General features: G+C 57.0%; 21 protein-coding genes and 3 pseudogenes. 16 read left to right on the top strand and 8 right to left on the bottom strand.

Annotated elements, in window-relative coordinates; translation table 11 throughout:
• Positions 1-25: 25 nt before the first annotated feature.
• The 4 genes from E4P00_RS24740 (at position 26) to E4P00_RS24755 (ending at position 5,558) form a co-directional block, all read left to right on the top strand.
• Positions 26-2,179, top strand: a complete 2,154-nt coding sequence (locus tag E4P00_RS24740; RefSeq protein ID WP_216091501.1) for a TonB-dependent siderophore receptor — start codon at positions 26-28, stop codon at positions 2,177-2,179.
• 180 nt (positions 2,180-2,359) lie between these two features.
• Entirely contained in the window at positions 2,360-3,853 is a 1,494-nt protein-coding gene (locus E4P00_RS24745) for a methyl-accepting chemotaxis protein (RefSeq protein WP_216091502.1), read from the top strand.
• Between the two features lie 174 nt (positions 3,854-4,027).
• Positions 4,028-4,267: a hypothetical protein gene (locus E4P00_RS24750; RefSeq protein ID WP_216091503.1), complete on the top strand. Its 240-nt coding sequence runs from the start codon at positions 4,028-4,030 to the stop codon at positions 4,265-4,267.
• A 157-nt stretch (positions 4,268-4,424) separates the two neighbouring features.
• Positions 4,425-5,558, top strand: a complete 1,134-nt coding sequence (locus E4P00_RS24755) for a sensor histidine kinase (protein WP_032880919.1) — start codon at positions 4,425-4,427, stop codon at positions 5,556-5,558.
• A gap of 322 nt (positions 5,559-5,880) precedes the next feature.
• Here the strand turns inward: E4P00_RS24755 and E4P00_RS24760 are convergent, their stop codons facing one another.
• Positions 5,881-6,396, bottom strand: coding sequence for a GNAT family N-acetyltransferase (locus E4P00_RS24760; RefSeq protein WP_078821269.1), 516 nt, complete (start codon positions 6,394-6,396; stop codon positions 5,881-5,883).
• A 190-nt stretch (positions 6,397-6,586) separates the two neighbouring features.
• Here E4P00_RS24760 and E4P00_RS24765 point away from each other — a divergent pair, with 190 nt between their 5' ends.
• Both E4P00_RS24765 and E4P00_RS24770 read left to right on the top strand, forming a co-directional pair.
• A complete protein-coding gene (locus tag E4P00_RS24765) occupies positions 6,587-7,207 on the top strand; it encodes a LysE family translocator (protein ID WP_078821268.1) in 621 nt (206 codons plus the stop codon).
• Positions 7,208-7,375: 168 nt separating this feature from the next.
• On the top strand, positions 7,376-7,915 hold the full coding sequence (locus E4P00_RS24770; protein ID WP_078821267.1) for an AAA family ATPase: 540 nt from the start codon (positions 7,376-7,378) through the stop codon (positions 7,913-7,915).
• Positions 7,916-8,014: 99 nt separating this feature from the next.
• On the opposite strand, the gene E4P00_RS24775 is transcribed toward E4P00_RS24770, so the two are convergent.
• A complete protein-coding gene (locus E4P00_RS24775; protein WP_078821266.1) occupies positions 8,015-9,229 on the bottom strand; it encodes an aldose 1-epimerase family protein in 1,215 nt (404 codons plus the stop codon).
• Between the two features lie 296 nt (positions 9,230-9,525).
• Between E4P00_RS24775 and E4P00_RS24780 the strand changes: the two are divergent.
• Positions 9,526-9,824: pseudogene (locus E4P00_RS24780) on the top strand (hypothetical protein).
• Positions 9,825-10,151: 327 nt separating this feature from the next.
• Here E4P00_RS24780 and E4P00_RS24785 read toward each other — a convergent pair.
• The 3 genes and pseudogenes from E4P00_RS24785 to E4P00_RS24795 form a co-directional block, all read right to left on the bottom strand.
• Positions 10,152-10,322, bottom strand: a pseudogene (locus tag E4P00_RS24785) (OprD family outer membrane porin); the annotation flags it as partial.
• A gap of 139 nt (positions 10,323-10,461) precedes the next feature.
• The gene (locus E4P00_RS24790) at positions 10,462-11,868 is read right to left on the bottom strand and encodes a YfcC family protein (protein WP_248133236.1); all 1,407 of its coding nucleotides are present in this window, start codon (positions 11,866-11,868) and stop codon (positions 10,462-10,464) included.
• A gap of 29 nt (positions 11,869-11,897) precedes the next feature.
• Positions 11,898-13,022: a M20 family metallopeptidase gene (locus tag E4P00_RS24795; RefSeq protein WP_078821263.1), complete on the bottom strand. Its 1,125-nt coding sequence runs from the start codon at positions 13,020-13,022 to the stop codon at positions 11,898-11,900.
• Positions 13,023-13,148: 126 nt separating this feature from the next.
• Here E4P00_RS24795 and E4P00_RS24800 point away from each other — a divergent pair, with 126 nt between their 5' ends.
• On the top strand, positions 13,149-14,072 hold the full coding sequence (locus tag E4P00_RS24800; RefSeq protein WP_248133237.1) for a LysR family transcriptional regulator: 924 nt from the start codon (positions 13,149-13,151) through the stop codon (positions 14,070-14,072).
• A 300-nt stretch (positions 14,073-14,372) separates the two neighbouring features.
• On the opposite strand, the gene E4P00_RS24805 is transcribed toward E4P00_RS24800, so the two are convergent.
• Complete coding sequence (locus E4P00_RS24805; protein WP_078821261.1) at positions 14,373-15,266, bottom strand: LysR family transcriptional regulator; 894 nt, start codon at positions 15,264-15,266, stop codon at positions 14,373-14,375.
• A gap of 94 nt (positions 15,267-15,360) precedes the next feature.
• On the opposite strand from E4P00_RS24805, the gene E4P00_RS24810 reads away from it, so the two are divergent.
• From E4P00_RS24810 to E4P00_RS24820, 3 genes and pseudogenes are all read left to right on the top strand, one after another.
• On the top strand, positions 15,361-16,545 hold the full coding sequence (locus tag E4P00_RS24810) for an MFS transporter (protein ID WP_078821260.1): 1,185 nt from the start codon (positions 15,361-15,363) through the stop codon (positions 16,543-16,545).
• A 7-nt stretch (positions 16,546-16,552) separates the two neighbouring features.
• A pseudogene (locus E4P00_RS24815) lies at positions 16,553-16,684 on the top strand (SDR family NAD(P)-dependent oxidoreductase); the annotation flags it as partial.
• Positions 16,685-16,749: 65 nt separating this feature from the next.
• A complete protein-coding gene (locus E4P00_RS24820) occupies positions 16,750-17,232 on the top strand; it encodes a VOC family protein (RefSeq protein WP_078821259.1) in 483 nt (160 codons plus the stop codon).
• 45 nt (positions 17,233-17,277) lie between these two features.
• On the opposite strand, the gene E4P00_RS24825 is transcribed toward E4P00_RS24820, so the two are convergent.
• Positions 17,278-17,454: a hypothetical protein gene (locus E4P00_RS24825; protein WP_248133238.1), complete on the bottom strand. Its 177-nt coding sequence runs from the start codon at positions 17,452-17,454 to the stop codon at positions 17,278-17,280.
• A gap of 102 nt (positions 17,455-17,556) precedes the next feature.
• On the opposite strand from E4P00_RS24825, the gene E4P00_RS24830 reads away from it, so the two are divergent.
• A complete protein-coding gene (locus tag E4P00_RS24830; protein WP_032880899.1) occupies positions 17,557-18,933 on the top strand; it encodes a cystathionine beta-synthase in 1,377 nt (458 codons plus the stop codon).
• Positions 18,930-20,096, top strand: coding sequence for a cystathionine gamma-synthase (locus tag E4P00_RS24835; RefSeq protein WP_248129214.1), 1,167 nt, complete (start codon positions 18,930-18,932; stop codon positions 20,094-20,096). The genes E4P00_RS24830 and E4P00_RS24835 overlap by 4 nt, the downstream gene beginning before the upstream one ends.
• Before the next feature lie 126 nt (positions 20,097-20,222).
• On the opposite strand, the gene E4P00_RS24840 is transcribed toward E4P00_RS24835, so the two are convergent.
• Positions 20,223-22,421: an OsmC domain/YcaO domain-containing protein gene (locus E4P00_RS24840; protein WP_248133239.1), complete on the bottom strand. Its 2,199-nt coding sequence runs from the start codon at positions 22,419-22,421 to the stop codon at positions 20,223-20,225.
• A gap of 320 nt (positions 22,422-22,741) precedes the next feature.
• On the opposite strand from E4P00_RS24840, the gene E4P00_RS24845 reads away from it, so the two are divergent.
• The 3 genes from E4P00_RS24845 (at position 22,742) to E4P00_RS24855 (ending at position 25,834) form a co-directional block, all read left to right on the top strand.
• The gene (locus tag E4P00_RS24845) at positions 22,742-24,265 is read left to right on the top strand and encodes an AAA family ATPase (RefSeq protein ID WP_248133240.1); all 1,524 of its coding nucleotides are present in this window, start codon (positions 22,742-22,744) and stop codon (positions 24,263-24,265) included.
• Positions 24,262-25,155 (top strand): hypothetical protein, encoded by an 894-nt coding sequence (locus E4P00_RS24850; RefSeq protein ID WP_078821257.1) that lies wholly within the window; start codon positions 24,262-24,264, stop codon positions 25,153-25,155. Before E4P00_RS24845 ends, E4P00_RS24850 begins: the two co-directional genes overlap by 4 nt.
• 118 nt (positions 25,156-25,273) lie before the next feature.
• Positions 25,274-25,834 carry a cysteine hydrolase family protein gene (locus E4P00_RS24855; protein WP_032880893.1) on the top strand — a complete coding sequence of 187 codons (561 nt, stop codon included), beginning with the start codon at positions 25,274-25,276 and terminating at the stop codon, positions 25,832-25,834.
• Positions 25,835-25,842 lie beyond the last annotated feature (8 nt).

The following is a 25,842-nucleotide window of genomic DNA, read 5'->3' on the forward strand; positions in this document are numbered from 1 at the left end:
GATGGCCTTTGGGAGCCCTATATCCATGTCTGTGCAACAACGCGTCAGCAACGTTTTTTCACCCAGCTCAATGGCGATGGCGATCTGCCTAGCAACCTCACAAGCGGCCCTGGCCGCCGACGCCGAAGCCCCGGCCACCATTGAGCTGGGCGCCACCCAGGTGTCGGGCCAGCAGCTTGGCGCAACCACTGAAGGCAGCGAGTCATACACCACCGGCTCGATGAAGACTGCAACCAAACTGCCGCTGACCCTGCGTGAAACCCCACAAGCTGTCACCGTGATTACGCGCCAGCGCATGGATGACCAGGCCATGACCAGCATCAACGACGTGGTCAACGCAACGCCCGGGTTGTTCCTGAACTACTCCAACGGCCCCGGCCGGCAGGCTTACACCGCACGCGGCTTCAATGTCGACAACCTCATGTATGACGGTATCCCCAGCGGTTACAACGGCGCGTCGGTGGGCGCCCAGCCAAACCTGGCGATGTTCGACCGCGTCGAGGTGGTGCGCGGCGCTACCGGCCTGGTGACCGGCGCGGGCAACCCTTCGGCCGCCATCAACCTGATCCGCAAGCGGCCCCTGGACGAACAGAAAGTCACCCTCACCGGCGCCGCCGGCAGCTGGGATGACTACCGTGGCGAATTCGACGCCTCCAGCCCGCTCAACCCCAGTGGCACCTGGCGCGGTCGCGTCGTCACGTCCTACCGCGACGCCAACAGCTTTATCGACAAGGCCGAGCAGGATCACGGCCTGTTCTACGCCGTCACCGAAGCCGACCTGAGCGAAGACACCACTCTCACCCTCGGCTACTCGAACCAGAAGGACAAGACCAACTACTTCTGGGGGGCTTCGATGGTCGGCCTGGATGGCCATCACCTGGACCTATCGCGCTCCTACAACCCCGGTACCGACTGGGAAAACAAAGACCAGGAAATCAATACCGTGTTCGCCGAGCTGCGCCAGCGCCTGGCCAATGACTGGAGCCTGCAGGTCAACGCCAATTATTCCGAACAGGACGCATTGTTCTCCGGCTCCTACCAATCGCGCTGGACGAACAAGACCCTCGCCCGCACGGTGTATCAGGCCCGCTATGATGAAAACCAGGCCGGCGTCGACGCCTTTGCCAGCGGCCCGTTCGAGGCGTTCGGGCGCACTCATGAACTGGTGGTGGGCGCCAGCAAGCGCATCTACGACATGACCACTCATAACTACAGCCCGTATGAAATGAACTGGCCGATCAATGCCGGCAAACCGAACTTCACCCGCACCAATAACGCTCGTGAAGTCACCACCCAGGACGGTTTCTACCTGACCTCGCGCCTGAGCCTGGCTGACCCGTTGAAGCTGATCCTTGGCGGGCGCTTGGATTGGTATGACTATGACAACCGTGATGGCGACGGCGACTACAAGGTTACCCGCAACCTCACCCGCTACGCCGGCTTGATCTACGAACTGAACGACCAGCACTCGGTGTATGCAAGCTACAGCGACATCTTCACGCCACAGAAAGAGAAGAGCACTGCCGGCACCCCGCTCAAGCCCATCGTCGGCAAGAACTATGAAATCGGCCTCAAGGGCGAATACCTGGGGGGCGCGTTGAATGCGAGCGTGGCGCTGTTCCGCGTTGACCAGGAAAACCGCGCCGTGCAGATCGTTGTGCCGAACTGCCCACAGGCCTCATGCAACCAGGCCTCGGGGGAAATCCGCAGCCAGGGCATCGACTTCGAACTGCAAGGTGCCTTGACCGAGAACTGGCAAGTCGGCGGTGGCTACACCTACGCGCGAACCCACACCATCAAGGACGACGCCAACCCGCAGAAGGTCAACAAGCAGTTCGACACCGACACCCCCGAACACCTGTTCAAAGTCACCACTCGCTATAACTTCCAGGGTCCACTGGAAAAACTCCGGGTCGGCGGCAACATCTCCTGGCAGAGCCGCATGTACAACGACATCAAGCTGGCCGATGGCAGCACCTACCGGCTCAAGCAAGGCGGTTACGCCGTCACCGACCTGATGGCCGGCTACCGGGTCAACCAACACCTGGACCTGCAAGTCAATGCCAACAACATCTTCGATCGCCGGTACTACCAGTCCATTTCCAACGATGTGGACTATGGCGGCGACTCCTATGGCAGCCCACGCAACATGATGCTGACCGCCAAATACAGCTTCTGATTCCAGGCTGTACCGTGGGAGGGCCTGCGCCCTCCCACTCAAGTCCCCTTCCCGCCTGCCGATAACCGATTGCCGGATCTGATCCGGTAAAAAACGCTGCACCTGACTTGCTATCGACCAGCGGCCCTCGTGGCACGCCACATGCTTGGTTGCTGGCATCACTACATGGAGTAACCGTGAATGCCCCTTCGCACACGCTTCCAGGAGCACTATCGCAAGGCCGACCGCATCATGCTGGCATTGATCTGGCTGATGTTCCTGTTCTCCCTGGGGTTGGCGTTCTGGCATGACACCTTGCTCCAGGCGCTGATCGTCGGTGGCGGCACCGGCATGGTGCTGACGGCGCTCTACCGTGTCATCGGCGGCACCCGCGTGATGCGTTGCGCACTGGGCGCCGGCTTGATGGTGATGGCGGCGTTGCACATCAATCAGGCACACGGGGTGATCGAATCCCACTTCGGCATTTTCGCGCTGTTGGCGGTGTTGACCTTCTACCGTGACTGGCTGCCGATCCTGGTGGCGGCGCTGACCATCGCCGTGCACCACCTGGTGTTCCATGCGCTGCAGCACCAGGGTTTGCCGGTGTTTGTGATGGAGCATCACGGCGGCTGGACGATGATCTTCGTCCACGCCTTCTATGTGGTGATGGAAACCGTGGCCCTGTTGTACCTGGCGGTCCACAGCCAGGCGGAAGCTGTCGAAAGCCAGGAAATGCTTGAGAAGATGCTCGCTGTAACTTCACAGTTCACCGAGCAAAGCGCGCAGGGTGAAGACAAGGTACGCGTGTCCCTGGCCAAGCGCTTCGACCACTTCCTGCAACAACTGACTCACCTGATCGACGGTGTCGCCCGCGACTCCCACGGCCTGGGGCAACTCGGCCAGGAACTGGCCTGCGCCAGTGGCACCCTGGAAAAAGGTGCGCGGCATCAACTGGTGCAGATCGGCGAAATGAACGGTTCGATGCAGCGCATGGAAGACGCCATGGGCCACATTACGGTGCAAGTCGAACAAGCCGTGGAACACGCCGGCCAAGCCAGTCAGCAAATTGTTCGCGGCCAGGAGAGCGTCGGCCGCGCCCAGCTTGAAATCAGCCAGTTGGCCTCACGCATCAACGGCACTGAATCCACCGTGCAATCGTTGGCCGTGCAGGCCGAGCAAATCGGCTCGGTGCTGGAAGTGATCAGCAGCATCGCCAACCAGACCAACCTGCTGGCCCTCAACGCGGCCATCGAAGCCGCCCGCGCCGGCGAGCAAGGCCGCGGGTTTGCCGTGGTCGCCGACGAAGTGCGCAGCCTGGCACAGCGCACCGCCCTCTCCACCCAGGAAATCAAAACCATCATCGAGGGCCTGCAGCATGGCAGCCGCGAGGCCGTCGAAGCCATGCACGCCAGCCGCGAAGGCGTGGAGCGTTGCGTGCAAGACAGCCAATTGGCGGTGCAGATGCTCCGGGCGGTCGGCGAGGACATTGCGCATATCGATCAACTTAATGGCCGCATCGTCGCGACCACCCGCGAGCAGACCTCGGCGAACCTGGAGATCGTCGGGCGCTTGCAGTCGGTGCAGAGCATCGCCCAAAGCACCGCCGACGATGTCGAAACCCTGGCGCGCAGCAGCGAACGCCTGCCGCCGATTGCGGTGCGCCTGGATGCATTGGGGCGCAGGTTTCATCCTTGAATGCGCCGGTACGCTCCCCGTGAGGCTTTTCGCTGCACATCATCGCCTTCCGCTCGCACACAGCGAAACTCCTGCACCGTCTTTCGGTCGATGCTTTCAAGAGACCGATAGCGCCTCAGATGCCTTGTGTGTGCGTGTGTGCGTGTGTGTGTAATGAATGCTGCGGAGACAGCCATGAAAGAAGCCTTCAACGATTTGCCCGGCCCCATAAAGCGACAGGCTGACAGACTCCTTCGCGAGATCGAACTCGCGGGGTCGATGATTCTTGCAGTCAAAGGGGGGGCCAAAGCCCAGGGGTTTGTTCTGGGAATAAACTGCTGTGAGGGTCTGACATCCGAGCGCTGTGAGCAACTGGCAAGCCATTTTGACAGCGTTGTAGAGCACAAGCTGAGGTCGCTGACACTCGGGTTTTAGCGTCAGCGGGATGAACTCTGTCGGCACGCAGAGTGGATCAATGCTATCGCTACCCCCGGCCGCGCTTTTAAAGCTGCGAACAACCTCCTACACTGCCGGGAATTTCCCTGCATCTGCGCCGCCTCGCTCTTGTGCCCTACCCTTCAGGATTACAGACATGCGCCTGGCCGATTTCATCCTTGAGCACCTCGAACCGATTCTGCAAGCCTGGGAAGATTTCGCCAGAACCCTCGACACCCCGGGCGAGGACCTCGACAGCGTGGCGCTGCGCGACCATGCCGAGCAGATGTTGCGAGCCATCGTCAGCGACCTGCGAACCAAACAGACCCGCCAAGAGCAAATCGCCAAGGCCCAGGGCCTGGCCCCCGCGGAGGAGCAGGAGACCGCGGCAGAAATCCACGCCATCACGCGGTTGATGGCCGGCTTCACTATCGATCAGATGGTGTCGGAATACCGCGCCCTGCGCACCAGCGTGGTCAGCCAGTGGATGCGCCAGATCAAGGACGGCACGCCGATCAACGTTGACGACATGACCCGTTTCCACGAGGCCATTGACCAGGCCCTCGCCGAGTCCATCGCCAGCTATTCGCGCGCGGTCGAGGCATCGCGCAACGTGTTTCTGGGCATCCTCGGCCACGACCTGCGCACGCCGCTCGGCGCGATCCTGCTGGGTGCCGACGTGCTGCGGCGCTCCCAGGATGCAGGCCCCAAGGCGAACAAAGTGGCCAATCAGATCTACACCAGTGTGCGCCGAGCGAGCAAGATCGTCGGCGACTTGCTCGACCTGACCCGCTGCCAGATGGGGCCGGGCATTCCGGTCAGAACGGCCGATATAGACCTCTCACCGCTTTGCCAGCGTGTCGTTGAAGAAATCCGCACGTTTCATCCTGAAGCGATCATCCTGTTCGATTCGAAGACCCAGGCGTCGGGCCAGTTCGACGGCGCCCGAATGGAGCAGGTGTTCTCGAACATCGTCAGCAACGCCGTGCAGCATGGCGACACCACGCGGCCTATCCAGGTCGAGTTGGAGTTACAGGAAGATTTCGCGGTATTTTCCGTGCACAACAGTGGAGAGGCGATACCTGAGGATGTGCTGCCGTTCATCTTCAACCCCATGGGCCGCTTCTCTCAGCGTACTGCCGTCAATCACGGCCCCACAGAGGGCTTGGGCCTGGGCCTGTTCATCGCCTCGGAAATCGTCGCTTCCCATGGCGGATCGATTGAGGTCAGCTCTGATACCGAACACGGCACGGTGTTTCATGTGCGGCTTCCCCTCAATTCGATAGCCTAGGTATCAACACAGCTTCGGCGCGACCCTGAACCGATGGGAAGGGGCAAGCCCTAATACCAGTCAGTTAAGCGAACGAAATGCTCAAAGCAGCGCAGATCAAATGTGGGAGCGGGCTTGCCCGCGAAGACGTCGGCCCAGTAAACATTGGTGTTGACTGACCCACCGCTTTCGCGAGCAAGCCCGCTCCCACAGGAGATCTACGTTTAACTGACCGGCATGGTTATATTCTGAACCCGGTCAACAAGAACAAGTCGATTTGGTTGACGACGCAAGGGCTGGAGCGAGGCCGGCAACTGGCTGATCGGTTGTTTGGAACAAAAACTCAGGTAAAGGACAACCTGTACCGCACCTCCACCAGTGTGACGCCGCCCCTCTCAATCTTGAGTTCGCTGCCTGCGTCCTCGACACAACCGACCCTGCGATAAAAGCGCATGGCCCGTTCATTGCGGGCCAGGACCCAAAGCGTCAGGCAGTCATACCCCTGCTGAACCAACGCCTGCAAGCCCGCGTTCCACAGCGCCAGCCCGACGCCCGTTTGCCAATACCTGGTCAGAACATAGATGGCCATAACCTCCCCTGCATTTGCCCCGGCGGCCTCTTCGTCACGGCTGGCGCCAACGGCTATCCACCCGACAATCTGCTGGTCCACCTCTGCGACCCATACACCAGGTTCGCCCGCGGCTATCGAGCGACGCCAATAGGCTTCGCGCTGAACCAGGGTGGCCTGCAACCCGTTCAAGTAGTCGGTGGGCATCAGGTCGCGATACGCCTCTTGCCAACTGCTGATATGCACTTGGGCAATGGCGTTTGCGTCGGTGGGTAATCCTCTGCGAATCATGCGTGCTCCTTCCCTCGTGCACTGAATCTTGTCTTCGCAGTATGACTGCGGGCTTATGACGAAATCAGTTTCGCCGGGGACGAAATAAAGATCCTGCGCTCCGGCACGCAGATGCACTGCCAGCCTCATTGCTGTCCCTGCCGACTGCCCCTATCCTCAACGCTCTCGTCCGACCAAACCCGGAGCCGCCATGGACCTCGCCACCCTCGCCCTCTTCTTGCCTGCCTGCTTCGCCCTGAACATGGCGCCTGGCCCCAACAACCTGCTGTCGGTAAGCAACGCCACCCGTTACGGCTACCGCACCTCCTGCCTCGCAGGTCTCGGTCGGTTGCTGGCCTTTGCCGGCATGATCGCCCTCGCCTCCGCCGGGTTGGCGGTGGTGCTGCAAACGTCGGAGTTGTTGTTTTACGGGATCAAGATACTTGGCGCGGCGTACCTGTTTTATCTGGCGTATCAGCTATGGCGTGCGCAACCACAGACAGAGTCACAAACAGCCGCTCACCAGGTCGGCTTATGGGCCCTGGCACGGCAGGAGTTTCTGGTGGCGGCGGGCAACCCGAAAGCCATCCTGATCTTCACCGCTTTCCTGCCGCAGTTCGTGGTACCTGACCAACCCATCACCGCACAGTTCGCCCTGCTGGGCGCGATGTTCCTGGCCCTGGAATGGATCGCCATCAGCGCCTACGCCTACATGGGCCTGCATATGCGCCGCTGGTTTGCCGAGCCAAGGGGCAAGCGCATCTTCAATCGTTGCTGCGCGGGGCTGTTGTCAGCGGCGGCGGCAGTGTTGTTAACGGCGCGCAGGGCGTAACCCAACCACTGTAGGAGCGAGCTTGCTCGCGAAGGCCGCCAACGTTGGCACGGGGTGCCTGGATAAAAGGTGGCGCTCTTGGGTTTGCGTGAGCACGTTGACGCAGACAGGCATTGACGTAGAATCGCCACCCCAAAAATTCAGCGCGCACAGCGAGAAGGAGCTTAGATGCGACGGGTGATGATTGTGGGTCAACCTGGGTCAGGCAAAAGCACCTTGGCGCGCAAGCTTGGTCAGTGCACGGGTTTGCCGGTCGTTCATATCGACACTATCCACTGGCAGCCAGGGTGGATCGAACGCAGCCGCGACGCGAAGACGCAGCTTTGCCTTGAGGTCGAGGCCCGTGAACGCTGGATATTCGAAGGAGGCCATTCAACCACTTGGGACAACCGGCTGGCCCGCGCAGATCTGTTGATATGGATTGACCGTTCGGCGACGCTCCGATTCTGGCGCGTATTGCTCAGGACGCTGCTCAAACGCGGTCAGACTCGGCCTGACTTGCCGGAGAACTGCCCCGAACGACTGGCGAACCTGCCGGAGTTTTTTAGATTCATGTGGCAGACCAAAGAGTCAGCACGAGTAAAGATGCAACAACTCGTGGAGGCTGCCCCACCCGCCTGCCGTGTGGTTCATCTGCGGTCCAATCGGGACACCCGGATATTTCTTGCGAGCATTGGACGTTCGATTGGCCGGACAACGCCAGATTGATCGTCGGCTGACGGCTTCACTCCGTCGTTAATGTTGCCGCACCCCGCATAAGCGTGGGTGCTCAACATCAATAACATCGCAATGATGCTCCAGGCGGCGTCATTCCTTGGTCAAATCAACCAACGGCGTCTGCCGCACCTCAGTCTCACGCCCATCCTGAATTTCGCTGACCTGCTTCAAAGCCTTATCAACAGCGGCCTTGTCCGCCAACAGGCTGTAGCTGATGCGGAACTGCTTGTGTTCCTTCGGCCCGATTGTCGGCACCAGATTCAGTGGCCGCTGATAACGACGGTTGTAGGAAAAACTCGTCCCCGGCTCCAGCCCCGTGACATAGCCCTGGCCTTGGGTGTCGGTGTTTTTCCAGAGGGAAAACACCGGCAGTGTCTGTGTATTGAAGCCAACCGAAACGCCCAGGCTGCCGGCCTTGTTATGCAGCACGGTCAAGGTATCGCCCTTGGCATCGGCATATGGCACCACGTTGTAGACTGTTTCGTCATAGTCTTTGGTCGGTGCGCGATAGGTTTGCCAGTCGGCCAATTCGCCCTTGGCCTTGTCATTGAACGGCGACACCTGCTTCACCGGCGCTACGAACCGCGCGCCCTGCTCCAGGAACGGGGTGCTGAAGTTACTGTGATACAGCGCCTGGTATTCCTTCGGATAGTCGCCGTTGTTGGTCAGGGTGTCGTTGAGGGCAAACACCACACTGCCAGGTTGGGTAACCAGTTCGGTCGCGACAGAGAAGTCGACCTTCTTGAACGCCTGCTCTTTCAGCTCGCCGCGCAAGGTGATGGCATACGGTGGTTTTTCATCGATATGCAGCGTGACTTTATTCGCAGGAATATTGGCGGCCCGCCCGTGCAGGGTCAGCAGTTCGCCGTTGTCCATGCCAGGGTGGCCGACCCACTCGTAGCCGCAGCGGGTGACCAGCTCGTTGAAACCTTCCAGCCAGCCCAGTCCACCGCGGCCATTGAGCTCGACGAACGACGGATTGACCACTTCCTTGACCGGCGAATCCCAACCCATCCGCACATCGCCGACCGAAGCCTGCAACACGTTCATACCGCGAGTCGGCACCACCGAAAGCTTCATCGTGCCGTTATCGATATCAACGATGCTCACCCCCTCCTGCCGACCACCGTGCAAGGTGCGCAGGGTAACGCTGAAGGGCTTGTCGGTTTGCACGCCGAGCTGCTGGCTGGTGATTTGCCAGTTCTGGGCGGCTTTGTCGGTGTCGAGCAGGACGTAATCCCAGGCCATGGCGTGGGAGGCAGCGGACAGTGCGCTGAGGGCAACGAGGAGTTTTAGCGGGGTCATGGCGGTCGCCTTTCTTGGAGTTGTATGCGATTTATAAACTCGATGAAACGTTTCAGCAAGCTTAAAAAACGAGATAGTGTGGGGAAATATCAAGAAGAGAATGAGGCTAGTCGGGAGCAGACTGCAGCGAGAATGTGGGGTGAGCGGCGTTCGAGCTTCAGTCCATCCATGCCGGTTACAACCTTGGCGTTGATCATCTCCTGCACCGGCGCTTATAGTCCCCCGGTCGCCCATGTGGCGATCAGGTTTGGCGACCTGATTATCGGTAAATCATTGCATTTATCGGAGTTTCAAAAATGGAAAGATATATCCCTCTTACTGGAATCGATCGGGTTCCAGCGTCCCTGCTCATTGACTCGCAAGCACCGCTCGATATGCTGCAAGCGATGGCTGAGTATCGTATTCGTACGTGACTCAACTATTGGAAAACATCGCTTTTCGGGGCGAGGTGGAAGCTGACTGCGTGGTGCTTTCGGATTTTGCTCAACTACTGGCGATACCGTTGCGGGATGGGTGTGATCTGATGGATGTTATCGCGCGTCGATTGCGGGAGCAGGCTTCGGAGGTAGAAGCGCACTCTACAACGGTTAGCTAGAAAGGGCTCCGTGCGCTGGAGCAAGGCAGGCCAGCGCGTGGAGGAGAAACTGGTTATTTCTCACGGGCCGTAAACGGCCAGAAGCGGACGTTCAATACAGGCTAGTAAGGGGAGACACTCGCTCTCATCTTGAGGATGCACAGTAGCAATACATCATTTATTCCCGAGATGCGGTCGCCCCCCATCAGTCTTTGACTGGGACACCCAAAGCCTGCACAATTACCAACTTTGTTCGCGACAGGAAGTCTGCCAACGGATTGTAGTTCTGGGAAATGCCAGTATCGGCAAATCTACCCTCGCCCGCATCCTCGGCAAGCGCCAGAGCCTGCCATCAGTGTATCCCGATTTGTAATCGAGCATGAAACCTTGCGCCCACTCTTCGGTTTTCGAAGGTGTAGCAGTTCCATTGCGATTGTCATTGTTGAAGTAGAAATTTTTCATTTCCAATGTGGCTGTTCCGTCACTCAGGAAGTCGGCATAAGCCTGGGCACTCAACATAATGCTGTTCAGCACAAAAGTCGTAGCGATTGCTTTTTCGACCACTTACAGTACTCCTGCTCTTCTTATTTTAATTAGATCAACAAACACAAAAGCTCCCCCATCCACTACGAAGCAAATAGAGGATAACTGGAAATACTTAATACGGCCCCCACTTTATTTCCACGGCGATGATCAGTACGACCACGCAGATCACCATCCAAACAGCAACCAGTGGTGCGACAAATTTCACCCACTTACCGAAGGGTACTCCTGCCACAGCAAGAACTCCCATCAATACTCCGGATGTCGGATTTATACAGTTAACGATTCCCTCACCGAACAAGACAGCATGGACAACCACTTGCCGCGTCAACCCGATCATGTCGCCGATAGGGACATAGATCGGTATAAGCAACGCCGATTCACCAGAGCCGGAAGAGATCGCAAAATGCATCAGAGCCGCACTAAAATACATCCCTATTGCTGCCATTGCTGGATGTAGCGGGGCTAATAAATCAGCCAGGCACCCGACAATGGGGTCAAGGATTTTGCCATTATCCAAGACGATCGATATCGCACGTGCCATGCCAACAATGAGTGCTCCAGATACAATTCGGGAACAACCACCAAGAAAGCTATTGGCTATTTCAGACGCCGAAAGCTTTCCAATCATTCCTGCAACAATAGCCATCAATACAAACATGGCTGTCATTTCAACTTCACCCCATTTCATGGTCATGGAACCATAAATGAAGGTCACTAAGGAAATGGATGCGAAAGCCAGAATAATCCAGTGGCGGGTTGTCGCCTTCGATTCTTGACGGGACACCTCGATAACTACAGGACGCTTTTCTCCGTTTTTTCGACAAGCCCGCATATAAATCGTCAAAAAAACAATACAGGTCAGGATAAAAAGACCTGAAGTGATCCCGCGCAACCCAAAACCGGAAAACAGCGGTAGTTGTGCAAGCCTCTGGGTAAGCCCGGTTGTCACTGGGTTGGTAAGCGCCACATTGTAACCAGAGGCACACGTCAGGTAAACCAGTGATATCCCAAAGATGGGATTCAAACCCAGGGATTTAGCCACCAGCAGACCAATCGGGACGAAAGCAACAACCGCATTGACCACAACTCCCGTTGTACCAAGCACCCCAAAGATCAATCCAAATATAATAATTATCAAATAATCATTAAGTTTTGTACTGTTTGCTATTCCATTTAAAGCTTGATGAATAGCACCGGTGCTCTCAAGTACAGCCAAAGCGCCGCCCGTAAACAGTATCAGGAAAATGATCGGTGCTGAGCTTTGCAAGCCTGTGGCTATCGCGGTAAAAACTCCTAGCGGATGAACGCCATTTTGGGCAACCGGATGAAGACTTCCCGAGATGACAAATGAAATGCCATCACGCGTTTCACGATCAAACACTCCCGCTGGAACTACCCAGGTTGCAATAGCGGCAACCACCAAGATTATGAAAAGAAAAACATAGGGGCTCTTGGTTTCTTGCTTTGTGCGCTTTGAGGCGTTGCTTGTTTCCTCAATGGCCGTTTTTGTATTTATCATAGCCTTTTCCTCGAGTTATCCTGGTAGATTCAAAGTCTCTGGATCAGCTCGGCGAGAAGTGCAGCCCGTACTGGCAAGTCTGAGATAATGATGTGTTCATGAATTGCATGCGGCCCGACACCGGTGGCTCCAAGTCCATCCAGGGTGGGTACGCCGACTGCGGAGGTAAAGTTTCCATCACTTCCCCCGCCCACCGAGGCACCTTCAATTTGAATACCAAGTGCGTTTGCTGCCTCTTGAGCAACAGCAAAAAGCGCCTGGTTTGTAGGCGTATATTCAAGTGGTGGCCGAACCAGGCCGCCAGTTACAGAAATCTGCGCACCGACCAAGTATGGCTTCATTTCTTTAACCAACGATTCGATACGCCGAGCCTCCGACTCACTGCTAACGCGTAAATCGACATTCAACTCAGCGCTGTCTGCAACAACATTCGTCCGCTGGCCACCCTTCGCGATTCCCACATTCAGTGTTGTTCCCAACTCAGGGGCATTCAAGCCATGCAGAAACAGTATCTGCTCGGCCATCTCATGTACTGCACTTACCCCTTCCTCCGGATTGTTGCCGGCGTGGGCCGCACGACCTTTGATCTTGATATCGAAACGCCCTGTTCCTTTACGTTCGGTCTTGAGTGCATGGGTATGTGAGGTAGCCGGTTCGACAACGAGTACCTGCTCACACAATATCGCTTCACTTTCAATCCACTCCCGAGAACTCGGACTGCCGAGTTCTTCATCGCTTGAGCATAAAAAGCGGATCTCCCGGTCCTTGAGCAAGTCGAGATCAATCAGGGCCTTGGTCGCCCAAATGGCCTGAACAAGCCCGGCCTTCATGTCCAAAACGCCTGGGCCGTATAGCTTGCCGTCCTCCACCTTTATTGGCAGACGCCCAATATCCCAGACCGTGTCAAAGTGCCCTAGGATTGCCGTGCGCCTTGAACCTTGACCGGCCGTGAAAACGAGATGGTTTCCGTATTCGTCACGTGGAACGACCTCTGCGGTAGCGTCAATACGCCGCATCATGATTTCCTGAAGCACTTCACCGCAGGCATCAACCGCCCGTTTATCTGTAGAGGGTGACTCAGCACTGACAAGCATCCTTAAATCGGCGAGAAGACTGTCGGAATGCCGGTGGAGGTACTCTTGTACGATACTCATGTTTTTGGCCTGTCATGCGTTAATGAAGCCTGAGTATGGAATGCCTCCATGGCTTGAAAAATAAGAAGCGCGCCACTAAATTGTTGCCCTCAGGTCAACAGTTGGCTGCCGCCGTAGGGCTGAGAAATGGACAACGAACTCCAAGAAAAGCGTCTGGGCTATCTCCACGAGGTTGGGCTTCAAGGAGGTATTCGCAAGGCAGCCGATGTGCTGAACGTCAATCCCTCCGTTATCAGCCGTCAGGTTGCGCTCCTCGAACGCAGCTTGCATCTATCGCTACTTGAACGTCGTGGGCGAAACGTGGTGCTGACGGAGGCCGGCAAGCTTCTTTCGGATCATTTCTCGGAAACTCAAGAACGCCGAGAGGCGCTAACCAAGCACTTGAATGACCTTCGATACATGCGGGGCGGGACGGTAAACCTTCGTATCGGGCCGGGCATGGTTGCAAACTTTGTGGGCAACGAGTTGCGTGAGTTCTCCAAGGTCTACCCGGACGTCTTTGTAGACATCAGTTCAGGCGACATGAGCACTACGCTGATGATGCTCGTACGTGGGGAAGTAGACATGGCTTTATCCTTTGGCCCTATCGAAAACGTGTCTCTTCAACGACGCAGTTTTACCAGAGGCCCCATGTGCGCCATCGTTCCCAATGATCATCCATTAAGAGACTTCACTAGCATTCCCATAAGCGAGCTGGCACACCATAGGCTCATAGCGCTGACAAATACGTACGGCATACAACGCTATATCAATAAGATGTTCGAGTCCGAAAACGTGGCGTTCACCCCTGCATATCGCTGTAACCAGCAGTCAGTTGCGATAGCTTTATGCCAAGCCGGTCTTGGGGTAGGTTTTATGACAGCTCAATCACTTGGGCAACAAGCCGGGAATTCAAAGCTTATAGCTATACCACTTGATCACCCGATCGCGAGGGAATCACAGTGTCATATTCTGCGTAGCTCAGATCGCCGACTACACCCCGCCTCTGAACATCTATGGTGGCTACTCGTAAACCACCTGGAAAGGACTCAAAGCGAAGGGGCTACGTAAACCTTTTCTTCGTGGCAGCGTGGACGCTCTGAGGTGCCGCAGCAGTCTGGACTCTAACCTTGAGAATTCTCCGGACTATCGAGCCTGTATCCCGGTCCCGCCAAGACGGGGAGCGGATGCTCGGCTGATAGATAGCAATCGGCCATTTGGCGCCTGTCTAGAATGTCAGCTATTGGTCGGCAACGCTCACTTGCGACAGGCTGCTTTGGGTCAAGTTCTGCCTGTGGCCACCGACAGCTTTTGGCCGAAATCCGCCGATCCCCCTCCTCCCAACAAATCCAGATCTAAACCCGCACCTCATCAAACCCCATGCCGCTCCACCAAAAAATCCACAAACGCCCTCACCCGCGCCGGCATCGCCCCTCCCCCTACAAACACCGCATGAATCGGCTCCACATCCCCCGGGTTAAAGTCCTCCAGCAACACCACCAACTCCCCCCGCTTCACCTCCTCCACCACACTAAACGCCCCAATCCGCGCAATCCCTGCCCCCAGCTTTGCCAACTGTGCCAATGCCTCGCCACTATTTCCCTCAATCGTCCCCGCCACCTTCAACGAAAACTCGCAACCATCCATCCGAAACGGCCAATCCGGCGCCGCTCGGCGGAAGTTGAAGCGTAGGCAGTTGTGCCGGAGTAGATCCTGCGGCAACACCGGGGTGCCATGTTTTGCCAGGTAGTCCGGTGAGGCGACGATCACCTGCCCGGTGGAGCCGATAGGACGAGCAGTCAGGGGGCTGTCGGCAAGGGGGCCGAAGCGGATGGCGACGTCGGCCTGGCCGCCGAGTATGTCCACCACCTCATCGCCGAGCATCAGGTCGACGACGATGGCCGGATAGCGGGCGCTGAAGGCGGCGATCAGCGGGACGATAGTCATGCGGCCATGGGCCAGGGCGGCGCTGACTCGCAGGCGGCCGCGTGGGGTGCCCTGGTCGGTGATGGCGTCTTCGACTTCGGCCATGTCTGCGAGGATGCGCCGGGCGCCGCGCAGGTAGGCTTCGCCTTCGGCGGTGAAGGTGATGGCGCGAGTGGTGCGCAGCAGCAGTCGGGTGCCGATGCGCTTTTCGGTGCGGGTGATGATGCGGCTGATGGACGATGGCGTCAGCCCCAGGGCTCGCGCCGCGCCCGACAGGCTGCCCTGCTCGGCGACCATGGCGAACACTTCCATCTCTCCTGACCGACCGCTGATGTCCATTTGTGCCTCCTGCGCAAAGCTGTAGTTCCCGAGCAAGGGCTACTGCTTGAAAAGGCTGGATTGTAGCATTCGGCACACAGATGAGGAGTCAACCATGCGTATCAATCCACCCCTTGTAGCCTTGTCCATCGGTGCCTTCGGCATCGGGGTCACGGAGTTTGCGCCCATGGGCATGTTGCCCGGTATTGCCGCCGATCTTGGCGTATCCATTCCAGCCGCCGGGCTGCTGGTGAGTGCCTATGCCATGGGCGTGCTGATCGGCGCGCCGATCATGACCCTCGCCACGGCGAGAGTGCCGCGTCGTTATTTGCTGATCGGGCTGATGGCGATTTTTACCCTGGGCAATTTATTGTCGGCGCTGGCCACCAACTACCAGACCTTGATGATCGCAAGGCTGGTGACGTCGCTGAACCACGGGGCGTTTTTCGGCATTGGTTCGATTGTGGCAGCCAGCGTGGTAGCGCCGGAGAAACGCGCGGGAGCGGTCGCGGCGATGTTTCTCGGGCTGACCTTGGCGACCATCGGCGGCGTGCCGCTGGCGACCTGGTTTGGCGAGAACTTTGGTTGGCGCACGGCGTTCTGGGGGATCAGCGGCCTCGGTGCGGTGGTGATGGCGGCGCTGTGGTGGGCGCTGCCGAATGCACCCGCGCCTAAAGGCGGCAGCCTGATGGCGGAAATCCGCGTATTGGGCCGCGGGCCGGTGCTGGCCGCGTTGGCGCTGACCGTAGTGGGCTCCAGTGCGATGTTCACGGTGTTCACTTACATCGCGCCGATTCTGCGCAACGTCACCCACGCCTCGACCAACTTCGTCACCGGGATGCTTGTGCTGTTCGGGATCGGGCTGACCCTGGGCAACGTGTGGGGCGGCAAGTCGGCCGACCGCTCGGTGGACCGTACCTTGATCACCTCGCTGGTGGTGTTGATTGCCGTGCTGCTGGCCTTCTCGGTGCTGATGCAATGGCCGCTGCCTGCCGCCGTGTCGATCCTGCTATGGGGTGCCGCCAGTTTTGCGCTGGTACCGCCGTTGCAGATGCGTGTGATGGAGGCCGCCAAGGATGCGCCTAACCTGGCGTCGGCGATGAACATCGGCGCGTTCAATTTTGGCAATGCGATTGGTGCGGCGTTGGGTGGCGCGGTGATCAACGCCGGTCTGGGCTACCCGGCCATTTCCCTGGCCGGTGCAATCATGGCAGGCCTGGGCTTGCTGATGGTGCTGGGTTTGGCCTGGCGCTCGCGGCGTGCGGGTTTACGCACTTGCCGGGAAGCCGTGCAAGCCTGAACAGCAGGCTGGAAAGCCCCAAGGCCAGTCGATTCCTGTCCATGACGTGGTGCAAGTGGTGCGCATGACGCTGAACTTGTCGCCGGCCAGTTTCGTCAAGGACATTACCTTGCCGGCGATCCTGGATGAGCGGTTCTGAACGGGGCGGAACGCCCGCGGTTATCGTCTAGACTTCACGCACCTTCCAACCCGAGGAGCCTTGCGATGAACAACAAAAATACGATCTGCCTCTGGTACAACAACGATGCCCTGGAGGCGGCGACCTTCTACGCCAACACCTTTCCCGACAGTAAAGTGGGGAACGTTCACCATGCGCCTGGCGACTACCCGGCCGGCAAGCAGGGCGAAGTGTTGACCGTGGAATTCACCGTGCTGGGTATCCCCTGCGTCGGCCTCAATGGCGGCCAGATGTTCAAGCACAGTGAGGCGTTTTCCTTTCAGGTGTCTACGGATGACCAGGAAGAAACCGATCGCTTGTGGAATGCCATCGTCAACAATGGTGGGCAGGCAAGCGCCTGCGGCTGGTGCAAGGACAAGTGGGGGTTGTCGTGGCAGATCTCGCCACGGGTGTTGGTCGATGCGGTCACCAGCAAAGATCCTGCCGTCGCCAAGCGTGCGTTTGAGGCGATGATGAAAATGACCAAGATCGACATCGCTACCATCAAAGCCGCCATTGCCGGGAACTGAACTGTGGGAGCGCTCGAGCCTTAGCGAGGCCGCGATGGCGGTGGGTCAGGCAATGAATGCCGACAGCACCGCCGCCATCGCAGGCAAGCCAGCTCCCACATTTGGATCGCGTGGCGTCAGGTAGGTATGGGTCGGCAATCCGACAAGCCAACTCCCACCTTTGATCTTCAGTGCAATCCTGAATTGCGCGCCCTCCCCCATGCGCCAAAAAAAGTCATGCATCGGACCGCCCGGTTGCGACCCGGGCGATACCGGCCTATGTTTCAAGCCATGCTGTGATTTGCTGTCCCCCACCCTGTGCCCATCCCGTAACCAGGTGACGACATGCCCACCCTATCCCGCCCTGCCGTACTTGAACTGATCGGTAACACGCCGCTGGTCAAGGTCAGCCGCTTCGATACCGGCCCTTGCACGCTGTTTCTAAAGCTTGAATCGCAAAACCCTGGCGGCTCCATCAAGGATCGCATCGGCTTGGCCATGATCGACTCCGCCGAGCGTGATGGGCGCTTGCGTCCTGGGGGTACCATCATTGAAGCCACCGCCGGTAATACCGGCCTGGGCCTGGCGCTGGTAGGCCGGGCCAAGGGGTATCGGGTGGTGCTGGTAGTGCCCGACAAGATGTCCACGGAAAAAGTGCTGCACCTGAAGGCCATGGGCGCCGAAGTACATATCACCCGCTCCGATGTGGGCAAGGGCCACCCGGAGTATTACCAGGACGTGGCGGCACGGCTGGCCAAGGATATTCCGGGCTCGTTCTTTGCTGATCAGTTCAACAATCCGGCCAACCCGCTGGCCCACGAAACCAGCACCGCGCCGGAGATCTGGGCGCAGACCCAACATGATGTCGACGCGATTGTGGTCGGCGTCGGCTCGGCCGGCACCCTCACCGGCTTGACGCGTTTTTTCAAGCGTGTGCAGCCCGATCTCACGATGGTACTGGCCGACCCGGTGGGTTCAGTCATGGCCGAATACAGCCGCAGCCGGCAACTTGAAACCCCTGGCTCCTGGGCCGTGGAAGGCATCGGCGAAGACTTCATCCCGTCGATTGCCGATCTGTCCAGCGTGCGCCACGCCTACTCCATCAGCGATGAAGAGAGCTTCGACCACGCCCGCCAATTGCTCAAGGCCGAAGGCATTCTCGGCGGCTCGTCCACCGGCACCCTGCTCGCCGCTGCCCTGCGCTACTGCCGCGAGCAAACCGAGCCCAAGCGCGTGGTGACCTTTGTGTGCGACACCGGCACGCGTTATTTATCGAAGGTTTACAACGACCAATGGATGAACGACGCCGGCCTGCTGCAGTACAAACATTACGGCGACCTGCGCGACCTGATCGCCCGCCGCTTCGAAGACGGCCGTGTGATCAGCGTGAGCCCCGACGACACCCTGCTCACTGCGTTCCAACGCATGCGCCTGGCGGATGTGTCGCAACTGCCGGTGCTGGTAGACGGCCAACAATTGGCAGGCGTGATCGACGAATCGGACATTCTGCTGGGCCTGCACCATGACGCGGCGGACTTTTCCATGACCGTCGCCAGCGCCATGACCGACACCTTGCACACCCTGCCCCCCAGCGCCAGCCTGGCCGAACTGCAGGCAGAACTGGATCGCGGCCTGGTCGCCATTATTGCCGACGCCTCGGGCTTCCATGGCCTGATCACCCGCGTCGACCTGCTTAATCACCTACGGAGATCCCTTGCATGAGTCAGCCCGATAAAAGCGCGTTTGCCACCCGTGTGATCCACGCCGGGCAGTCACCCGACCCGACCACGGGCGCGCTGATGCCGCCGATCTACGCCAACTCCACTTACCTGCAAGACAGCCCCGGTGTGCACAAGGGCTTCGACTACGGCCGCTCCCACAACCCCACGCGTTTTGCCCTGGAGCGCTGCGTGGCCGACCTTGAAGGCGGCAGCCAGGCCTTTGCATTTGCCTCGGGGCTGGCGGCGATTTCCACCGTGCTCGAATTGCTCGATGCCGGTGCGCATATCGTTTCGGGCAATGACCTGTATGGCGGCACCTTCCGGCTGTTCGACAAGGTGCGCCAACGCAGCGCTGGGCACCGTTTCAGCTATATCGACCTGAGCGACTTGTCGGCCTTTGAAGCGTCGTTGCAGGACGACACGCGCATGGTCTGGGTCGAGACCCCGAGCAACCCGCTGCTGAGCCTCACCGACCTGCGCGCAGTCGCACGCATCTGCCGTGCCCGCGGAATTATCTGCGTGGCCGACAACACCTTCGCCAGCCCGTGGATCCAGCGGCCGCTGGAACTGGGTTTCGATATCGTGGTGCACTCCACTACCAAGTATCTGAACGGGCATTCCGATGTGATCGGCGGTATCGCCATTGTCGGTGACAATCCGGACCTGGCCGAACGCCTGGGCTTCCTGCAAAACTCGGTCGGTGCGATTGCCGGGCCGTTCGATGCGTTCCTGACCCTGCGCGGCGTGAAAACCCTGGCGCTGCGCATGGAGCGCCATTGCAGCAATGCCCTGGAGCTGGCCACCTGGCTGGAACAGCAACCGCAAGTGGCGCGAGTGTATTACCCCGGCCTGAAATCCCATCCACAGCACGCGCTGGCCAAGCAGCAAATGCGCGGTTTTGGCGGGATGATTTCGGTGGATCTGAACAGTGACCTGGCCGGTGCCAGGCGCTTTCTGGAGAACGTCAGCATCTTCGCCCTGGCCGAGAGCCTGGGTGGTGTGGAAAGCCTGATCGAACACCCCGCGATCATGACGCACGCGAGCATCCCGGCGGCCACGCGGGCACAGTTGGGGATTGGTGATGGGCTGGTGCGGTTGTCGGTGGGGGTTGAGGATGTGGAGGATTTGCGAGCGGATTTAGCCCAAGCCTTGGCACACATCTAACGTCAAATATCGAGCAAAATGTGGGAGGGGGCTTGCTCCCGATAGCAGGGTGTCAGTCACTGTATTTGTTGACTGATACACCGCTATCGGGAGCAAGCCCCCTCCCACATTAAATCAACTGCGTAATCAGCCTTGGGTGATGTTGGCTCGTGCACTGTGCAGCTTCTTGTAGCTGTCGATCAAGCGCAGATGCCGGTCCAGCCCTTCGAGCTTCATGCTGGTCGGCGTCAACCCGTAGAACCGAACACTGCCGTCCACCGAGCCGATCACCGCGTCCATGCGCTCATTGCCGAACATGCGCCGGAAGTTGGCCTCGTAGTCGGCCAGCTCCAGGTCGTCATCCAGCTCCATCTCCAGCACCGCGTTCATCGCCTGGTAAAACAGGCCGCGCTCGACGGTGTTGTCGTTGTACTGCAGGAACATCTCCACGCACTCCTTGGCTTCTTCATACTGCTTGAGGGCCAGGAATATCAGCAGCTTCAGCTCAAGGATGGTCAACTGGCCCCACGCGGTGTTGTCGTCGAACTCGATGCCGATCAGGGTGGTGATGTCGGTGTAGTCGTCCAGCTCGCTTTCAATCAGGCGTTCGACCAAGGCTTGCAGCTCGTCCTCGTTGAGGCGATGCAGGTTGAGGATGTCTTCGCGAAAGAACAGCGCCTTGTTGGTGTTATCCCAGATCAGGTCGTCCACCGGGTAGATTTCCGAATAGTCCGGCACCAGGATGCGGCAGGCGGTGGCGCCCAGGTGTTCGTACACCGCCATGTAGCACTCCTTGCCCATGCCTTCAAGAATGCCGAACAGCGTCGCGGCTTCCTGGGCGTTAGAGTCTTCACCGTGGCCGGAGAAGTCCCACTCGACGAATTCATAATCGGACTGGGCGTTGAAAAAGCGCCACGACACCACGCCGCTGGAGTCGATAAAGTGCTCGACGAAATTGTTCGGCTCGGTCACCGCCTGGCCTTCGAAGGTCGGCTGCGGCAGGTCGTTCAAACCTTCGAAGCTGCGGCCTTGCAGCAGCTCGGTGAGGCTGCGTTCCAGTGCCACTTCCAGGCTCGGGTGCGCACCGAAGGAGGCAAACACGCCACCGGTGCGCGGGTTCATCAAGGTCACGCACATCACCGGGAATTCACCGCCCAGGGATGCATCCTTAACCAGCACCGGAAAACCCTGGGCCTCCAGCCCCTCAATACCGGCGAGGATGCCAGGGTATTTGGCCAACACCTCGGCGGGTACGTCCGGCAGGGCGAATTCGCCTTCGATGATTTCACGCTTCACCGCCCGCTCGAAGATCTCCGACAGGCACTGCACCTGGGCTTCGGCCAAGGTGTTGCCGGCACTCATGCCGTTGCTCAGGTAGAGGTTTTCGATCAGGTTGGAAGGGAAATACACCACTTCACCATCGGACTGGCGCACAAACGGCAGCGAGACAATGCCTCGGGCTTCATTGCCCGAGTTGGTGTCGAACAGGTGCGAACCGCGCAACTCGCCCTCGCGGTTGTAGATCTTCAGGCAGTAGGCATCGAGGATTTCACTCGGCAACTCATCGTCCGGGCCCGGCTGAAACCAGCGCTCATCCGGATAATGCACGAACGGCGCATTGGCCAGCTCTTCGCCCCAGAACTGGTCGTTGTAGAAGAAATTGCAGTTGAGCCGCTCGATAAACTCGCCCAGCGCCGACGCCAGTGCGCCCTCCTTCGTCGCGCCCTTGCCGTTGGTAAAGCACATCGGCGAATGCGCATCGCGCACATGCAGCGACCAGACGTTGGGCACGATATTGCGCCACGAGGCGATCTCGATCTTCATGCCCAGCCCGGCGAGGATGCCGGACATGTTGGCGATGGTCTGCTCCAGCGGCAGGTCCTTGCCAGCAATGTAGGTGCCCGCCTCGGACGTGGAATTGGGCATCAACAACGCCTGGGCGTCGGCGTCGAGATTTTCCACCTGCTCAATCACGAACTCCGGCCCGGCCTGCACCACTTTCTTCACGGTGCAACGGTCGATGGAACGCAGGATGCCCTGACGGTCCTTGTCCGAGATGTCCGCCGGCAGCTCGACCTGGATCTTGAAAATCTGGTTGTAGCGGTTTTCCGGGTCGACGATGTTGTTCTGCGACAGGCGAATATTCTCCGTGGGAATATTGCGCGTCTGGCAGTACAACTTCACAAAGTACGCCGCACACAACGCCGACGAAGCCAGGAAGTAATCGAATGGCCCCGGTGCCGACCCATCGCCCTTGTAGCGGATGGGCTGGTCGGCAATGACCGTGAAGTCATCGAACTTGGCTTCAAGCCGAAGGTTGTCGAGAAAGTTGACCTTAATTTCCATGCGGGCACACCAGAATAACGAGCTAAACAAATTGGCGGCCATTATGAAGCGTTTCGCCGGGAAGTCTCAGGGTTTTGCGTGTGGGTTGCCGATCGGTGGTAACGGCCACCCCCTCGCCTTCGTCGTTCCCTGCTCCCCCCTAAGGCAACGCACGATAGCGCACCAGCGTTACTGCCACAGGAAAGCGCGCGTCGGAAATTGCAGCCTACCTTGGGCATCACGCCAATAGGAACGTGGCGTTGTTTGCCGCGCGACTGGCGCCGTTTCACCACGGAGCAACGCATGGCATAATGCCATAATTCAGATATCCGAATAAAATCATGATAAGTAAAATTGAAGTAGATGATCGAGTCATTAACCTGAACCTTGAAAAAGACGGAACACCAAACATCTTCGACATAGATTCAATCTCTTTAATTATCGGAAATAACGGCTCAGGAAAAACGACCATCTTCAAAAAGATAATCGATAAATTTTTACCCTCCTCACGATTTGGAAGATACTTCTGTGATGTCGTACTCGACTCAAAAAAAGAATTAACATTTGCAGAGATGCGAAACAGATGGGGCGCAATCTACTACTCCCCAGTCCAACACGGGCGCCGTTTACACACCAGCAGAAATTTTGTTGACGTGTCACCTAAGTGGGGAGAATCAATTTCAGCGTTTGATCTTCGTCCTTATACACAAATTCTCAGTGCATTTGATATATCTCCTAAAATTTATGCCAGCAAAACCATTAACATAAGAAGCACTTGTAAAAACCTTATTGATTTATTACTGGTCAAAAACGCACTGAATGATGTGCCGATAAAGCTCGCCGAGCTATTTCCAGACCTCTTCACCTATTTCGACCACTTGCGCAGCCCGAAACCAGTCATGAGCTTGGAGTTTTCGTTGTTCTCGATGGAAGAGAAGGATGGTGAGCCCGTTGAAGAGGGCGTCATCAAGAAGCGAATAATTGAAGATTCAGCAGCGATACTCTATCGGGAATTACGGCAACATGCGAAAAGTGAAGAGTCATTATTTGCTTTTTTCGCAGTACTGGAACATCACCTGACCACTCAAACACCCGACCGTATATTTCAGCATGTCGTCTTCGAAGCCATCGGTATACGAGACGCATGGTTTATTGGGGCTCGCCCAGAAAAAGCAGATCGCCTGTATCAAGAAGTAGACGCAATCGAAAAATTTCTAACCCGTCGCGCCGCGCATATAAAACTGGGTAGTAAAGCGTATGCCGAGGTTGTCCTGGCGCTTACTGAAGATGCCTCTTCCTTGAAAAGTTCGGGCATTGATCTTTTTTTCGACGTCGGCTTTCAAAATATGAGCTCCGGGCAATTTGCAGTTATAGCGCAACTTGCATTGCTCTCTGAAGCCATCAACACTTACGCAAAAAAAGGAATCGATAAACTACTGATACTCATTGACGAAGGTGATGCTTTCTTGCACCTGGAGTGGCAGCGTCGATATATAAGCCAGCTCAACTCACTATTGTCCGATTTAAAAAAACAAAAGCACATTAGCTCCCTCCAACTTATCATTGCTACCCACTCACCCTTATTGGCCACCGACATCCCTAAACAATTCATCTGTCGAATGGAGTCTTTCGACGAAAGTGTTACACCTAGCGCATTCGCAGCGCCGTTGCACACACTGCTAAATCAATCATTCGGTGCCAAAACGATAGGAGAATTTGCATCCACCAAAATTAGGTGTGCGATCGAAGCCATAAGGGAAGGTCAAGATTCTATCCTAGATAGATTCATCGTTGAGAGCATCGACAACCCTATTATAAAAACCGAGATTTTGCGCATCTCCGAATACACCAAGGAAAAAAATTGATAGTATCAATCAATCAGAACTGGGTGGATGCCGAAGTCGAACATACAATCTACCTGAAAAAAATAATTCACAATTTTCTTCACTCACAATATAGTATTTGCGGACCAAAAACGCCTGCGTATTACTTTGTTCGCGAAGCGAGAAAACTGATTATCTCGCATACGCTATCAGATATTTCCAGCAGCATAACAATCCTTAACACTCACACTCGACGCCTAGGAACGCAAAAAAAGCGACTTCTCACAGAGCTGAAGAAAATATTCAACTATGACAAATTCATCAGCAAGCATGGAGCGTGGAACGCTTATGCTCTATGCAAAAAATCCAAAACCAGAATCTGCCCTTACTGCAATCATGCCTACGCCTTTACTATAGAATGTAAGCGTGGAGCCTTTCGCCCTACACTAGACCATTTTTTCTTAAAAGATCAATATCCTCATCTCGCGTTAACGCTGTACAACCTTGTACCAAGCTGTGCGACTTGTAACTCTAGCCTCAAGGGCGAGGAAAATTTTTACCAAACACCTCACCTAAATCCTTTATTCGATCATGAGGTTATCACGTTCCAGCTTTTCAGCACGGGGGACCCTTCAGGACTTCTCGATGACATTTCGCTCAACCTTCAAAATGTAAAATTGGCAGCGATAGCCCCCACCCGCTGTGTCAAATCCCAAAACTCACTGAGGACCTTCATTGTCAACGAGAGATACGAGCTTCTTCTGATGGAGGCTGTTGATTTTTTTGTGGCTAAAGTTAATTACGAGGAAGCAAAGGTCAATACTCAAATTGGATTGCAATTTAGCGAGGCGTCGCTGCTCAGATTTGATCGCACCCAGCACAATAAATATTTATTGGGTAAAATGTTTGCCGACATCTATGACACTTTTTAGTAATTTTTTATCTTCTGCAAAATAATGACGAACACTTCTCTACTCTTTGGATAGAGCACGATTTAAGCTAGGGCTCAGGCTGAAATATTTTTTTAACCCACCACAAAAAGGATAGGCCATGGAACCGATATCGACGAACGCTGCACTGGTGATCATTGATATGCAGAGAGGCATGGCCGATCCCGCCCTGGGCCGCCGCAACAACCCAGACGCCGAACTGCGCATACAACAGTTGCTCAATGCCTGGCGACAGGCGCAACGCCCGATCGTCCATGTGCGGCATATCTCCCGCTCTCCCGGCTCGGTGTTCTGGCCAGGCCAACCAGGCTGTGAATTCCAAGACACGCTGCAACCCCTGGGCCACGAGCATGTGGTGGAAAAAAATGTACCGGATGCCTTCATCGCCACGGGCCTGGAACGCTGGCTGCACATGCGCTCGATCAAACAACTGGTGATCGTAGGCGTCATCACTAATAACTCAGTAGAGGCCACCGCACGCTCTGGGGGCAACTTGGGGTTCGACGTAATCGTGGCGGCGGATGCCTGTTTTACTTTCGATCAAACCGACTTGTCGGGACGCCTGTGGCTCGCCGAAGACGTGCACGCGTTATCGCTCAGTAACCTCGCGATGGACTATGCCAGGGTGCTCCAAAGCGGTGAAATCCTCACCCATTGTTAACAGAGAGG

It is taken from the genome of Pseudomonas sp. B329 (genome assembly GCF_023127835.1).
In the GTDB taxonomy this organism is placed as follows: domain Bacteria; phylum Pseudomonadota; class Gammaproteobacteria; order Pseudomonadales; family Pseudomonadaceae; genus Aquipseudomonas; species Aquipseudomonas synxantha_A.